Here is a 14,891-nt window from a genome sequence, read left to right on the forward strand (position 1 = left end):
ACCTTATGGGAACCTGAAGGGGCCTTTGTGCGCCAGAAGTATATTGTGCTTGGGCGCACACCCTCGACACGCGATTCGCGCGCCTCACGCGGCAGGCACGCGGCGCCGGCCGCGGCCACGCTGCGCTGGCCGGGTGGCTGGCTGTACAAGACACCCGGCGTCAAAATGGCATTCAATCGATGTACCTCAACTACGAGACTGCCGATAACTGAACTTCGGGTTTGCGCCGGAGCGAGCGGTTTAGGTCGAGCTTGAGTCATACATCGCGGGGCGGCTCCGGCACGTCATGTCGGTCAATTTCCAAGCGATCGGTTCGTCAATGTGCTCCTGACGGACGTCACGCCGGCAACGCCCCTGGCGATCTGGGTTGCGCATTCGCTCTGCGACTGGTCTCGCACCAATCCTTGCAGCGTGACTGCTCCGTTCTTCACCCGTACAGAAATGCTGGCGCCGTCGAGATCCTTGTCCTTTGCGAGCGCAGCGCGAATCTTGCGGGACAGCGCGCGGTCGGCCGCCCTTGCTGCCTTGGACTGCTGCCTGGCGGTCGAAGCCGCACCGCTGGTCGCCGTGGCGGGCTCTGAAGCGTCCTGGGCGTACGCTTGAAGCGAGCCGGCGGCGATCAACATTGCGCCGGCGACCAGGCTAAGTCTTTGAATTGCCTTCATGCTGTTTCTCCTGATGTCAGAATTATCTTGATTGCATAGCCCGCAACGGAACCATCCTCGATACAGCATCACCCGCGCGGGATTAATGGCTTGCCGCGCTCATCGCGTGCCGCCGTCCACGGTTCGTGCCGCGAGGCCGCTGCCCTTCGTCCCAAGCGCCCAGATCGAGCCGCCGGCCGCGAGCGACACGCCCGCGGCGAACGCGAACAGGGCAGGAGGATTCATGCTGACGTTCACGAGCAGGCCGCCGAGCATCGGGCCCGCGATAGCCCCCAGACGGCCGATGCCCATCGCCCAGCCGACGCCGGTGCCGCGCAGTTGCGTGCTGTATAGCGTAGCCGCATACGATACGGCACACATCTGCGCGCCGATGCTCAGCATCCCCGCAACGAAGGCAGCGATGCACAGCAGCACGGGCGAATGCTGGCCGAGGCCGATGCAGAAGATCGCCATGGCCCCCAGGACGAAGCCCGCACGGATCACACGCCAGGGGCGGTAGCGGTCGCCGAGCCGGCCGAGCGGAATCGAGCCGCACACCGCGCCGAGATTGAGTAACGACACGGCGATCACGCCAACACGGACGTTCGTGCCGCTGACGCGAGCGATCAGCGGAATCCAGGAGATCAGGAAGTACGTCAGCAGCAGGCTCAGGAACAGCGTTGTCCACAGCAGCAGTGTGCCGGCGGCACGGCCTTCGGTGAAGAGCCGGTGCACGGCAACGGGGCGCGAGGAACGCGGCGTGCGCCCGGTGCTCGAGCTGCCCGGCGACGACGATCTGCGGCTCGCGAGATAGCTTGCCGATTCGGGCACGAGCGGCACGAACAGCGCACCCAGCGCGACCGGCAGCACGCCGCCGGCGATGAACACACTCTTCCACCCCCACAGCGCGACCATCGCTTCGGACGACAGGCCGCCCAGCACCGCGCCGAGCGGAAATCCGCAGAACATCAGCGAAACCAGCGATTCGCGCCGCTCGGCCGGTGCGTGTTCGGACGCGAGCGTGATGGAGCAGGGCAGCGCACCACCGAGGCCGAGTCCGGTGACGAGCCGCATCACGATCAGCGCTCCGATCGAGCCGCTGAACGCCGTTCCGAGCGACCCCGCAGCGAAGATCGCGAGCGAGATCACGAGGGCCGGCTTCCGCCCAATCCGGTCACCCATTGGGCCCAGCACGAGCGCGCCGATGAAGCTGGCCAGCAGACCGGCTGCGAAAACCGGCGCAAACAGGACCGGGCTGACTCGCCAGGCATCGACGATATGCGGTGCGACGAATGCGATCGACTGCGTGTCGAAGCCGTCGGCCAGCGTGACGGCAGCGCACAGCAAGATGATGCGCAACTGCAGGCCGGAAAGCCGCACGCGGGGGGCTATGGCCGTACTCCGTTCGTCCAGGTACATGGCTCTCCCTGCTAGAACGCGATTTCGCGCTGGATGATGCGCTCCTCGATCAGCCAGGCGCCGTTTTCGGCGCGGCGCAGCCGGTCGAAGACGTCGTTGACCCGCACCTGCAGCGTGCCGTCCGATGAGCGGTGCTCGAACGTGATCTGCACCGCGGTCGAGCGCGAGCGGTTCGCGTCGACCGCGTCGACGCGCAGGTTCGACCACAGATGGCGGGTCTTGCGGCCCAGTTGGGCGTGGCGCCGCTCGCAGTCGCGCGCGATCGCCTCGCGTCCGCTCAGGATGGCGCCGCCGACGTGCAGCACGCCATCCGGTACGAACAGCCGGCCCATCGATTCGCCGTCTCCGCGATCCGCGCACCACGCGAAATCGCTCAGCAGGCGCTCGATGGCGCGGACGTCTTCGTCGTGTATCACAAGCAATCTCCTGGTTATCCGAAACAGTGATAGCGCCTCGCGCGTGTCACGCATCCCGCGAAGCGCCGCCGCTCAAAAGCGCAGCGTCATGCCGACCCGCGCGAGCGTCTGGCTGCCGTTCGACGAACTCGCGCCCGACCCGATGATCGTCGCGAGTGCCTGCCCGTCGCCGCCCGCCCATTGGCGGGCCAGGGTTACGTACACCATCGTTCTCTTGGACAGGTCGTGCGCGAGGGTCAGGTTGATCTGCTGCGCCTTGTCGTCGCTGAGCACGGCGTTGCCCTGGTCGTACTGGTATTCGACCGTAATCACGTTCGAACCAGGAAGCGCGTAAAAGCCGCCGACTTCGTACACGTTCACGCGGCCGCCGTTGTAAGTGTTTTCGGTGTTCGTGAACATCGCGTCGATGGCCGCGTTGTAGATGTTGACGCGACCGCCGATGCCCCAGTTGCGGATGCCGTTGTTACCGTTGTTGATGCCGGGAAACCGCGTGTACGTGTAGGCGGCGTCGAGCGTGGCGAGCGCGTTGGAGTAGCGCAGCCCGAAGCTCTGCGTGCTGTCCTGGCTGATCGATCCCGCCTGTCCGCCGAGCGCATACATCGCGCCGAACCCGAAGCCGGAGATCGTCGGGGTCTCATAGGAGATCGAGTTGTTGGTGGTGATGCTGCCCGCGGTGCGGTCGAAGTCCATCGCGCCGCCTGGCAGCCCGAGCTTCGAGAACGGCCCTTGCTGCGTGTAGTAGACGGGGTTGTACTTCAGCATGTAGCCCCAACGGTCGATCGTCATATAGCGGAACATGTAATCGAACTGGTTGCCGAGCGTCAGCGTGCCGTACTTCTCGTCCTGAAGACCGACCCACGCTTCCTTGCCGAACAGCAGGCCGTTGACCATTGCGCCGGTGCCGTCGTTGAAGTTGTCGACCAGCTTGAAGATCGCATGAAGTCCTCCTCCCAGGTCTTCGTTGCCGCGCAGGCCAAAGATAGTCGGCACCATCGTGCCACTCTGATAGAACACGTTGCTTTTGCCGTTCTGGTTGGATGTATAGGTGATGCCGGCATCGAGCACGCCGAACAACTGGACGCTGCTTTGCGCATAGACTGCCGAACTGACGGAAAAGCCGACGGCGAGAAGCAACCAACGAAATTTCATATAGGTCTCCTGATTTAGTAAATCGATCTTTTTTATTTGTTTCACTGCCTTACCGGGCATGTTCAGGTGCGGGGAGGGCGTGGTCCGTACCCGTCGGATACGGAAGCGGGCGCCTTCAGTCGCAGATGGCCTTCAATCCGGCGCTTTCGATTGCGAACACCGCGCAGCTTTCGTCGACCTCGGATGTGTCACCGCTGATGCCGATCGCGCCGAGCAGGTTGTCGTGGCTGTCGCGCACCAGCACGCCGCCGGGAACCGGTGCGATGCGGCCGCCGGAGATGTCCCCCAATGCCGCGAAGAACGCGGGCGCCACGACGGCGCGCTCCGCCAGCAGGCGGCCGCCGTGGCCCATGCCGAGCACGCCCCAGGCTTTCGCGTAGGCGATCTGCGGGCGCAGGATACCGGAGTTGTCTTCGCGCTTGAGCACGATCAGATGGCCGCCGGGGTCGAGTACGGCGACGGTCAGCGGTTTGCAGTTAATCGCGCGTGCGCGGGTGAGCGCGGCATCGGCGATCTGGGAAGCGGCGCTTAGTGACAGTCCTTGCATCGGTTTTCCTTGCTTGTTCAAATGACTTCGGGCGGGTTCAACTGGCTACGCATGGCGCAGCTCATGGGTGTACCGCTGGTTCGTCCGGCATCGGCTCCTCGTCGTAGCGGTCGGATTCCCGTTCAGGCAATTCAACCGGCGGCAGGCCGACGAGAAAGAGCTGCATCGTCTGGCTGGCCTCGATGGTGACGGTTTCGTCGGATTCCACCTGAAGCGTGCCGAGATAGCCCAACGGTTGTCCCTGTACGGCGCCTTCGCCTTCAAGCACGGTCAGGATCCGCCGACCGCGCGGGTCGATCGAACGCCAGACGGCGCCGGACTCGATCAGGATCATCTCGATCCACACGCCGCGCTCGGAGAACGCACCCAGGAACTTGTGCGCGACCCCGTTCGTGCCCGTCGCCGGCAGCCAGTTGAACGATGCGGGGTTGATGATGACTGGATAGCGGTAACGCGGGTGCGGGTAGCGCAGCCGGCTTCCCATCGCGCGTTCCCAGATTGCGCTGAGCGCCCAGTCCTTCCTGCCGTCGGGCCAGTGGTAGAACGGTCCCTTAAATTCGCCGATCGTGGCCAGCTCGGCGCGAGCCTTGCGGCGCCGTTCGATGTCGAGGAAGCCATAGCCGGACGCGCCGCCGAACTGCAGCACGAGCTGCATGCGCTCGCCGGGCGGCGTGTTGCCGAGCGGATCGTTTTGCGGTCCATAAGCGAGCCCTTCCGGGAAATAGCCGATCTCGTTCTCGCGCAGCACGCCGGTACGGCCGTGATCCATCGCGCCGCGCAGAGGCAGGCGAATCTGGTCGAAGTTGTGGCGATGCGTCGGCATCGAGAAGTCGCCATCCTGGCGGCCCAGGATGTACATGAAGTTGTCGGGCGAACCGGGTTCGCCGCCCAACAGGTGCTTGAACAGAATCGTTCCGAGCGGATGGTCGCTGGCCCAGTCCGAATCGACGAAGGGGACTATTTTCATTCGTAATGCTCCGGGTTAATGGTTCGTAATGCCTGGCTCAGGTCGCGCGCCGGACGACGGTCGGACTGTCGGCGCCGTGCGTGTCGCGCCGGCGTCCTTTCAGGACGAAGAGGCCCATGGCCAGGATCGCTATGCCGGCGCCGAGCGAGGTCAGGCCGGTGAGCATGAAGAGTGACGGCGCGCTCGTGCCGGAACCGAGAAGCATGCCGCCGAAGATCGGCCCTGCGATCGCGCCGACTCGCCCAGCCGCCATGCAGCAGCCGATCCCGGTTGCACGCGAGAAGGTGTCGTAGAAGGCTGCGCTGAGCGCAACCGTGCAGAGTTGTGCGCCGTAGCTGAAGAAGCCGGCCAGCACCGCGACCATCGACACACCGGGACCCGAGTGCAGCACGTAGCCGATCGATGCGATCACGAACGCGCCGATCGAGAACGCGCTGCCGACCACGATTGCGGGCCGGCCGAACGCATCGGACACGCGCCCGAGCGTCGTACTGCCGATGATGCCGCCGAGATTGAGCATCGCCACCGCGATCACCGCACTTTCGATACTGAGGCCGCTGCGTCGCACCATCATCGGGATCCAGTTGATCAGCATGTACAGCATGCACATGCTGAGAAAGGTCGCGATCCACAGTAGCAGCGTGCCCCGCGCGCGCCCATCGCTGAAGAGGCTGCGCACCGACCCGCGGCCGCCCGCGGCAACGCCGACTTCACCGTTCCATGCAGCGGCGCAGCCCATCCGCCCGAGGATCGGCAGCACTTTGTCGCGCTTGCCGCGCAACGCCAGCAGACGCGCAGACTCGGGAATGAGGGTGAAGGCCACCACCAGTGCGAACAGCGAGAACGCGGCGCCTGTGAAGAACACGCTTTGCCAGCCGAACAGCGGAATCAGTCGGGCCGAGATGAAGCCGCCGACGACGGCGCCTAGTGGAAAACCGCAGAACATCATCGCGACGAGCGAGGCCCTTCTTCGCGCAGGCGAGTATTCGGAGGCCAGCGCAATGAAGTTGGGCATCGCGCCGCCCAGCCCGAGGCCGGTGAACGCGAGCGCAGCGATCAAGCCCGCAATCGAAGTCGCAAACGGCGTGAGCAGCGAACCGACGCTCACGAGCAGCAGGGCGGCCAGCAAGGCGCCCTTGCGGCCCCGGCTGTCGCCGATGCGCCCGAACAGCACGGCGCCCACCAGCCCGCCGAGCAGGCCTGCGCTGAAAACGAAGCCGAATACGCGCGGTGTGATGTGCCATGCGACGGCGATCTCGGGCGCGATGAACGCGATCGACTGCATGTCGAAGCCATCCATCATCGCGACGAGTCCGCACAACGCAATGACGAGAATCTGGAAACGCCCGATGCGCTGCGAGTTGATGAGTGTTTCCAGATCGACCTGATTCGTCGTGTTCACGTCTCCTCCTGTGCATCGCAACATGGGTCGTTGCCCACTGCGAGCGATTTTTTTATGGCCGGCTGTGCCGGTTAACTGATGAGTCGACTACCATATCGACGTGCCTTGCCATGCGATCCGCCTTGAAGCTTTTATCGGGCAAAGAGCGGGGTAGTGCACGTAGTCTAAGGAAGCGACAGCGCCGGTGTCCATGCAGGGCAGTACATTTTTCATATAGACAGCATGAATATTTATTCGGTCGATCTGAACCTGCTTAAGGTATTCGACGCGATCTACATGGAGCGCAGCGTGAGCCGCGCCGCGGTCCGGCTGGGCATTACGCAGCCGTCGGTCAGTCACGGTCTCACGCGGCTGCGCGCGCTGTTCGGCGACCCGCTGTTCGTGCGCTTGCACGGCGGCGTGGAGCCGACGATTGCGGCGAGCCGCATCGCGCCGTCGATCCAACAGGCCATGCGGGCATTGCAGGTGACGCTCGACGAGGGTTCGAGCTTTGATCCGACGAGCGGCCGGCGGACCTTTCTGATCCACATGAGCGACTTCGGCGAGGCGGTCTTCCTGCCATCGTTGGTAAGGGAAATTCAGGAGTGCGCACCGGGCGTGCGCGTCGAAACCTGCCAGCTCGGCAGCGTCGAGTTGACCCAGGCGCTCGAAAGCGGGCAGATCGACTTCGCGATAGGCTATCTGCCGTTGCTCGAAGAACTGTTTCAGTCGGAATTTCTGTTCGACGAGGAATATGTGATTCTCGCGCCGCTGAAGATCGGTCAGCCTGCGGGCATCCCGCCGGTGCTCGACGGGCTCGAGTTCGTCGTGGTCAGCTCGCACCCCGAAACGCTGAAGATCCTGGTTCAGCATGGCCTGCAGGACCGGGTGCGACTGTCCGTGCCGCACTTCCTCGTCCTGCCGGCCATCTGTGCGCAAACCAGTCTCGCGGCCGTGGTGCCGCGCTATGTGACCTCGGTGTTCGATCAATGGAAGAAGTCGACGCCCTATAGCGAGATCGAGCTTCCGGGAGCAAAACACACAATGGATGTCAGTCTTTACTGGTTCCGCCGCTACTCGACGGATCCGGGCAACATCTGGATGCGGGATCTGATCGCGCGGCTGTTCAGGGACGGGCTGCGGCAGTTCATGCCGTCGGTGCCCACCTTTTCGACACTTGCGGGGCCGGCCCGCGCGAGGAGTGGCAAGCGATGACTACGCCGCGTGATGCGCAGCAACGGCCGGCACGGCCAAACGATAAGGCCGGCGTGATCGAGCGTGTGCTGGAGGATATCCGGCAACGGATCCTCACGCGGGAGTTCATGCACGGCTCCAGGCTGCCGCCCGAGCGCGAGCTTGCGAGCCAGTATGTCGTGAGCGTCGCAAGCGTGCGCGAAGCGATCCGCGGGCTCGCGAGCGCGGGGCTGGTCGAGGTCAAGCACGGCAAGGGCGTGTACGTCACCGCACAGGCCGACGAGATCTTCGCGATGTCGCTGCGCTCGCTGATCCAGCTCGAGGACGTTGGCATCGCGCAGGTGCTGGGCGTGCATGGCGCGCTCAACACCTACGCGGCCGAGCTCGCAGCGGCGAGAGCCACCGAGAGCGACGTGACCGAAATGCAGCAGGCGTTGCTGGCCGTCGACCATGCGGTGACGCCGGAGGACATCGCGGCCGCGCTGGTGCGCTTCCTTCATGCCTTGGTCAACGCCTCGGGCAATCCGCTGCTGATCGCGCTGTGCAGGTTCCTCGCGCGGATGCAGATCGGCCTCGTCAGGGAAATCCAGGGTAAGCGCTTCGAGGCATGGCGCAAGACGGCTGCGCGCATGTCGAACGAAAGGCAGCGCCTCGTCGACGCGATCCGCGCCGGAGATGTCGAAGGTGCGCGGGTCGCGTCGCGCTTGTACCACGAGCGCTCGATGAAGACCATCACCGCGCTGCCGAACGCTGCGGGACCTCATGTATCCGACCTCGCGCTGTCGACACTTGGCGATGCCTTCAAGCAGTGAACTGGTACCGCGATGCTCAACGAATCCAGACAGCACTCCGAATGCGAGACTCAAGGAATTCCCTTAAAAGCCGTACGCGTTCCGGCAGATGTGAGCGGTAAGGCGCAATCCATTGCACATCGGAATCCAGCTTGGCATAGTGACTTAGTACGTGGATCAAGGAGCGGTTCTGGATGTGCTCATGTACGTCCCAATATGGCCGCAATGCGATACCCGCGCCGTTTAGCGCCCAGTCGCGTAAAACCTCCCCATTGTTGCTCGAAAGGATGCCCTTCACGCGAATCTCAAGCGTCTGCGCGTCGTCCCCATGCGGCCCGACGCAATTGAGTCGCCAGACGTTGACCGGCATGTCGCGTTCGCGCATAAGCAGGCATCGGTGATCGCGTAAATCGTCGGGTACCCGGGGCTCGCCGTAACGCTTCAAATAGCCCGGCGAAGCTACGATCACGCGAATGTTGCGCGCCAGCGTATGAACGATCCATTGAGGCGAAACGGGTTGCCAAAGCCAGAGAGCAGCGTCGAAGCCTTCTGCCTGCAAATCGGGCAGACGGTTCAGAAGTTGCAGTTCGATCGCTACCGACGGATAGCATTGCGAGAACTCCCGAATGGCAGGCGCGAGCCACTGCCGCCCGAAGCCGATGTTGCTGGCGAGCTTGATCGACCCAACCGGCGTAGTTGCGAAGTCGGTCAGGCGCGACTCAAGCGATTCGAATCCCGAGACGAGTTGCCTTGCATGTTCGCAGAACATTTCGCCTTCGGAAGTCGCTGCGACGCTTCGCGTGGTCCTCACGAAAAGCTTGACCGCCAGCAAGCTTTCGATCTGAGCCAATCGCTTGGTGACAGCCGCTCCCGTGATTTGCAGCCGCCTCGCGGCGCCCGTCAGGCTGCCGGTCTCGCGAACCGCCAGCACAAGGTTCAGATCATTCCGGTCGATCATTGATTACCTCTGGTTAGTAGAGAAGTAACTGGCTTTGCTATTGCCTCTGCGCACCGTCACATCAACAATGCAATGGCTCGGCCAATCCAAACCGCCAACCGAGCCAGTTTTCGTACGCTTCATTTCCACGAGCGGTCACGCCTTCCCAGAACTCCCGGTGATGACATCAACAGGCGTGAAAACAAATCGGAAGGACGGAGACAGACATGGATACCACGCCACCCTTAACGCTCAAAGCCAACTACGCAATTCTTGCGAGAATCGACCGGCTGCCGCGATCGCGCTATTTGATGAAGATCGTCGCGCGCATCGCTGCCGGCGGATGGTTCGAATTTTTCGAACTGTTCATGCCGGGATTCATTTCACTCGGGCTTGTGCGCTCGCACATTTACACGATCTCCAACAAGGGATTGTTCGACTATCACAGTTTCGCGAGCTTTCTCGCCTCGTTTTTTGTCGGCATGTTTATTAGTACTGCTGTTTTTGGTTCCGTGTCCGACCGGTTTGGACGGCGCTCGGTGTTCGTGTATTCGATGTTCGTCTATTCGGCGGCCCAACTCGCGGTCGCGCTGCTGGGCGATCCGCTCTGGATAGACGCGGCCCGCTTCGTCGCCGGATTCGCGGTTGGCATGCAACTCATCAACAACGACTGTTACGTGACGGAATTGACGCCGCGTATGAGTCGCGGCCTCTACATGACGACCTCCTATATTTTCGTGCTCTCGGCGATTCCGGTCGCCGCCTTTCTGGCCGCGTTGCTGGTGCCGCATGATCCGCTCGGAATCGACGGCTGGCGCATCGTCGTCGGGCTGGGTTCGGCGAGCGGCCTCCTCGTGTTCTTTCTGCAGCGCGGGCTTCCCGAGTCGCCGCGCTGGCTCGAAGTCCACGGGCGTGTTGCAGAAGCCGACCGCGTCGTGCGCGACATCGAGCAGGCTGTCGAGCGCGAAGCGGGCGCGCCGCTTTCGATGCCCGACCTCGCTGTCCCGGACGCGGTAATTGAAAAGGGCAACTGGCGCGAAATGTTCGGGCGCCGCTATTTGCCGCGCACGCTCATCATTTCGGTGTTCCAGTTCTCGCAGACGATCGCCGTTTTCGGCTTCACCGCATTCGTGCCGGTACTGTTGATCAACCACGGGTTTTCGTTCGTGCATTCGCTGAACTATTCGCTTGCCATTGTGCTGATGGCGCCGGTCGGCGCGGCATGCGGGAGCTATTTTGCGGAACGCGTGGAGCGAAAGTGGCAGCTCGTGTTCTGCGCATGCCTGATCGGCCTGGCGGGAACCGTGTTCGCGACGGGACTCAATGTGCCCGTCATCGTGATAGCGGGGGCGCTGATCGCATTGGGCAACAACTGGATGATCGCGATCTTTCATCCCTATGCAGCGGAGCTTTTTCCCACGCGCATTCGCGCTCGCGCAATCGGTTTCACGTTCTGCTGGAGCCGTGTGAGTTCCGTCTTCGTCGGCTATTGGGTCGGCGACCTGATGGCGCGTTACGGCCAGGCCGGCGTTTTCTGCATGATCGGGGTCGCCATGTTCGCGATCATTGTTGGTATTGGCGTCTTCGGGCCGCGCACGAACGGGCGCAGCCTGGAAACGCTGTCCCCTTAAGCAGCACTCTTTACTGCAACCGGAGTACGAAACATGAAGATTGGGGTTCTGGAAGGCGACGATATTGGGCACGAGGTCGTGCCTGAGGCCGTGAAAGTGATGCAGGCCGCCGCCGAAATCAGTGGGCTCAAGATCGACTGGCATCCGATGCCGATCGGAAAGCGCGCCTACGACACGCTCGGCTACACGTTGCCGCCCGACACGCTCGAACGGCTCGAGGCGCTCGACGGCTGGGTGCTCGGGCCGATCGGGCACATGGCCTATCCCAAGGTGCCGGAGGCGATCAATCCGCATCCGATTTTGCGCAAGCATTTCGATCTGTTCGCAAACATTCGTCCTGCGCTCTCTTATCCCGGCATTCCATCGTTGCATCAGGATGTCGACCTCGTCATCGTGCGCGAGAACAATGAAGGTTTTCAGCCCGACCGCAACGTCGTGGCCGGTTCCGGCGAGTTCCGTCCGACGCACGACGTGACGATATCGGTGCGCGTGATTACGCGGGCCGGTTCGTCCAAGGTGCTTCACGAGGCGTTCAAGCTGGCGCGTGCGCGCCGCAAGCATCTCACCGTCGTTCACAAGGACACCGTGTTCAAGCTGGGTTGCGGCATGTTCGTCGAAGAGGCCAAGCGAATCGCCGCGGAGTATCCCAATGTCACGATGACCGAAGCCATTGTCGACACCTTCGCCATGCGCCTCGTGATGACGCCGCAAAAGTACGATGTAGTTGTCACGACCAACATGTTCGGCGATATCTTGACCGACGAAGCCGCAGGCCTCGTTGGCGGGCTCGGACTTGCACCCGGTCTTTCGGCAGGCCCAAACCATGCCATGGCGCAAGCCACGCACGGCTCGGCACCCGATATCGCGGGCCGTGGCATCGCTAACCCGTATGCAATGGTGATGTCCGGCAAAATGCTGCTCGACTGGCTGGGGCGCAAGCACACGGTGTCGAGCGCGAGCCGCGCGGCGGCGCGGATCGAAGCCGCGGTGAGCGAAGTCATGCGCGAGAAGCGGGCATTGACGGCGGACCTCGGTGGCACGAGCAAGACGCATGAAATGGGCGATGCGATCGTCAAGGCGCTTCTGCGCCGATAAAGTATGAAGAGGGGGCGTGCAGCGCAAGGCGAGTTGTCACGCCCGATCTTCGCCGGGGTCGGCCCGAAATTCCGATATGGCTGTCGAAACCGGGCTAACGCGAGGCTGCCGCGTGCGTGTCGATCCAGTTCAGGACCCAGTCGGCAACGACGAGGTTATTTCGGTCCTGCATCATCATGTGCGTGTTGCCGTGTATGCCCTCGTCAGGCAGCAGCACGAGTTGCGCATGGCCGCCTTGGCGGTCGACCGCGTCGACAAATGCGCGGCATGCGGTGAGGCGCGGGGCCCAGCGCGGCGAGAGGTTGATGTAGTCGCCGAATAGTACGAGGATCGGAATCTTCGTGTACGGCGTCACGTCGCCGGTCGCCGAAGGGCACTCGCCGGGTTCGAGCGAGACGATTGCCGCGATGCCCTCGTTGCTGATAGCCGCCGTCTGGAACGGATAGATGCCGGCCTGCGAGTGGCTGATCAGGACTGTCTTTCCCAGTCGCCGTGCAAGCTGGGAAAGCGCGGGAACCGTTGGATTGGGCGTTGCGAGCGAGGGGCTCCAGTCGGGCACCATCTGCTGCCAGAGCGCGCTCTGCGCTTCGACGGGAAACTGTTCGCCCGGAAACTGTTGCGGGTAGGCCGGGCCGAAGCGGAAGATCGCCCACGCCGACTCGTGCGGCACCGCGAAGACCTTGGGCAATTGCGAAGGCGGCGCGTTGCCCGTCCGGACCGCGTTGATCGTGCCGATGTCCGTGGCCGAGCGCCCGCGTCCTGACTGGTCGATCACGTAGGTCGAATAGCCTTTGCGCACAAAGTATTCTTCCCAGCCCATGCGGCTATCGGGTGTGGTTTCCCAGGTCATGCCCGTGAGGCAGCAGCCATGCACGAGCGTCAGCGAGAGCGGCTTCGGATTGACGGGCACCTGGTAGCGGACATACATCTGGTCCACCGTGACCGTTCCCGATGCGACGTAGTTGGGGATCGTGGACAAGGTGTCCGAATGCACGTCGCGTCCGCCGACGAAAAAGCTTCCCTGCTGCGCGATTTCAAGCGGGGCTGTTGGCGCGCTCGCCAGATCGGATCTCGGAGCGGTGCAGGCGGCCACGAGGGCGCACGCGAAAAGCAGGACCGGCAGACGCCGGATAGTGGCAGTCAGTTTCATTGAATCGTTATCCTTAATATAAATTTCGTCGATGACCGGCTCACTCAAACCGTGAGCAGTGCACGCAATGCGCGGATATCGTGTACCGCTTCAAGATGGTTGATCTGCGCGATGAGGCGCTCGGTCTTCTCTTTTCCGAGCACGGGTGCCATCAGGTCGCGCGTCTTCGCATTCACGCCTTCCACGCTCAGCGGGTTTTCTTTCGTGCCGGGAGGAAAGCGCGTGGTGTGGCTGACCGTGCGTCCGTCCGTGAGCGTGATGTCGACGCGTGCGCCACGCGGCGCGGCGGGGTCGTCCAGTGCGGGATCGGCGATCACCTTCACTTTCTGGCTTTGGGCGATCATGTGCGGATCGTGCATCAACGAGACGTCGTGGCTGTCCGCGAACGACACGGCGCCCTTCACCAGCGCGACGGCCACCATGTGCGCACAGTTCACGTCGGGCATGGCGCTGTCGCCCACGATGCCGACCGCATCGCTCGGCACATGCACGTCGATGCTGCTCACGTTCGCGGGCGTGAGGCCGTTCTCCTTGCGCAGCGTGAGCAACGCGTCGAGCGGCGACTGGATCGGATAGCCGACCGAATACGTCTTGATCGCCGTGTCCATGACGTAGAAGCGACTGCCGAGGCCGTCGAGCATAGCCTGCGGGTTGGGCTGCGTGGAAAGCGCGATGAAGAGGTTGTGCGTGCCGTCCAGCACGTCGGCCACGCCGGTCATGCCGGACTGCACCATCGTCACGGCCTGCACGCCGTTGCGCGCGCCCATGCCCGCGAAATCGAAGGCTTTTTCGATGTGGTCCTTATCTTTCACCCAGCTCCACAAGCCCGACTCCTGCTGCGCGGCATACGAAATGGCGAAGCGCGTGGCGCGCTCGTCCAGTTGCGCGAGCGAGGCGGCGGCGCCCACTGCGCCGAACGTCGAGGCTGTGCCTTCGGCGCTGCGGTGCGAGCCGCGCACGAGGTCGGGGCCGAGCGCCATGAGCAGGCGGCAGCCCATGTCATAGCCGAGCGCGACGGCGCGCATGAGCGCTTCGCCGCTGCTGCCCGCGTGTTCGCCTATGGCTAGCGCAGCGGGCACGACCGAGCTGCCCGGATGCGCCTTGGTTACGGGCTCGAAGTCGTCGGTTTCGTCGGAGTGCGCGCACATTGCATTGGCGAGCGCGGCGTTCACGCAGGTCGTGCGAAGGTTCGAGGCGACCACCGAAGCCTGCGGCGTGCCGCCCAGGCTGCGCACGTAGCGCGTAGCAAGCTCGCCGGACCGCATGCGCGAACCGGAAACCATCGCGCCGAATGTATCGAGAATGTGGTTCTTGCACGCCGTGGCGACTTCGTCGGGCAGCGCCTGACTGCGCGAGGCGACCACATAGCGCGCCAGTTGCCCGGTGACGTCGGCGGGCGTGCCGCCGGATTTGGCGTCCGGTGCGTCCGCGGCGAAGACCGGGCGCCAGGCGGGCAGGGAAGTGGCGGCGAGCGCCGCGGCGGTTTGCATGAAACGACGCCGCTTCATGGCTGGCAATCCCGACATGTTCGTCTCCTTTTGTTGTCGCCAGCGCGGCAAGGCAGGCACGC

At 63.4% G+C, this 14,891-nt stretch carries 14 protein-coding genes; 4 read left to right on the forward strand and 10 right to left on the reverse strand.

The features are described 5' to 3' along the window. Positions 1–293: 293 nt before the first annotated feature. From AC1ECK_RS33605 to AC1ECK_RS33635, 7 genes are all read right to left on the reverse strand, one after another. Positions 294–665 (reverse strand): BON domain-containing protein, encoded by a 372-nt coding sequence (locus AC1ECK_RS33605; protein WP_480327103.1) that lies wholly within the window; start codon positions 663–665, stop codon positions 294–296. Between the two features lie 99 nt (positions 666–764). Further along, positions 765–2,063 (reverse strand): MFS transporter, encoded by a 1,299-nt coding sequence (locus AC1ECK_RS33610; RefSeq protein WP_480327105.1) that lies wholly within the window; start codon positions 2,061–2,063, stop codon positions 765–767. 11 nt (positions 2,064–2,074) lie between these two features. Beyond that, entirely contained in the window at positions 2,075–2,479 is a 405-nt protein-coding gene (locus tag AC1ECK_RS33615; protein WP_480327107.1) for a nuclear transport factor 2 family protein, read from the reverse strand. Positions 2,480–2,551: 72 nt separating this feature from the next. Next, a complete protein-coding gene (locus tag AC1ECK_RS33620) occupies positions 2,552–3,628 on the reverse strand; it encodes a porin (RefSeq protein WP_480327109.1) in 1,077 nt (358 codons plus the stop codon). A gap of 115 nt (positions 3,629–3,743) precedes the next feature. Beyond that, positions 3,744–4,175, reverse strand: a complete 432-nt coding sequence (locus tag AC1ECK_RS33625; RefSeq protein WP_480327111.1) for a GlcG/HbpS family heme-binding protein — start codon at positions 4,173–4,175, stop codon at positions 3,744–3,746. 61 nt (positions 4,176–4,236) lie between these two features. After that, positions 4,237–5,142, reverse strand: a complete 906-nt coding sequence (locus AC1ECK_RS33630; protein ID WP_480327113.1) for a hypothetical protein — start codon at positions 5,140–5,142, stop codon at positions 4,237–4,239. Positions 5,143–5,179: 37 nt separating this feature from the next. Further along, positions 5,180–6,544, reverse strand: coding sequence for an MFS transporter (locus tag AC1ECK_RS33635; RefSeq protein ID WP_480327115.1), 1,365 nt, complete (start codon positions 6,542–6,544; stop codon positions 5,180–5,182). 222 nt (positions 6,545–6,766) lie between these two features. On the opposite strand from AC1ECK_RS33635, the gene AC1ECK_RS33640 reads away from it, so the two are divergent. Then, on the forward strand, positions 6,767–7,738 hold the full coding sequence (locus AC1ECK_RS33640; RefSeq protein WP_480327117.1) for a LysR family transcriptional regulator: 972 nt from the start codon (positions 6,767–6,769) through the stop codon (positions 7,736–7,738). Continuing rightward, positions 7,735–8,529, forward strand: a complete 795-nt coding sequence (locus AC1ECK_RS33645) for a FadR/GntR family transcriptional regulator (protein WP_480327119.1) — start codon at positions 7,735–7,737, stop codon at positions 8,527–8,529. Before AC1ECK_RS33640 ends, AC1ECK_RS33645 begins: the two co-directional genes overlap by 4 nt. A 16-nt stretch (positions 8,530–8,545) precedes the next feature. Here AC1ECK_RS33645 and AC1ECK_RS33650 read toward each other — a convergent pair whose 3' ends face one another. Next, positions 8,546–9,466: a LysR family transcriptional regulator gene (locus tag AC1ECK_RS33650; RefSeq protein WP_480327121.1), complete on the reverse strand. Its 921-nt coding sequence runs from the start codon at positions 9,464–9,466 to the stop codon at positions 8,546–8,548. A gap of 206 nt (positions 9,467–9,672) precedes the next feature. On the opposite strand from AC1ECK_RS33650, the gene AC1ECK_RS33655 reads away from it, so the two are divergent. Together AC1ECK_RS33655 and AC1ECK_RS33660 are read left to right on the forward strand one after the other, a co-directional pair. Beyond that, entirely contained in the window at positions 9,673–11,076 is a 1,404-nt protein-coding gene (locus AC1ECK_RS33655) for an MFS transporter (RefSeq protein ID WP_480327123.1), read from the forward strand. A gap of 33 nt (positions 11,077–11,109) precedes the next feature. Continuing rightward, positions 11,110–12,171, forward strand: coding sequence for an isocitrate/isopropylmalate dehydrogenase family protein (locus AC1ECK_RS33660; protein WP_480327125.1), 1,062 nt, complete (start codon positions 11,110–11,112; stop codon positions 12,169–12,171). A 94-nt stretch (positions 12,172–12,265) separates the two neighbouring features. On the opposite strand, the gene AC1ECK_RS33665 is transcribed toward AC1ECK_RS33660, so the two are convergent. Next, a complete protein-coding gene (locus tag AC1ECK_RS33665) occupies positions 12,266–13,321 on the reverse strand; it encodes an esterase (RefSeq protein WP_480327127.1) in 1,056 nt (351 codons plus the stop codon). 44 nt (positions 13,322–13,365) lie between these two features. Next, positions 13,366–14,847, reverse strand: a complete 1,482-nt coding sequence (locus AC1ECK_RS33670; RefSeq protein WP_480327129.1) for an MmgE/PrpD family protein — start codon at positions 14,845–14,847, stop codon at positions 13,366–13,368. Between the last annotated feature and the right edge of the window lie 44 nt (positions 14,848–14,891).

The sequence above is a fragment of the Paraburkholderia sp. SSBN10T genome (genome assembly GCF_056619545.1).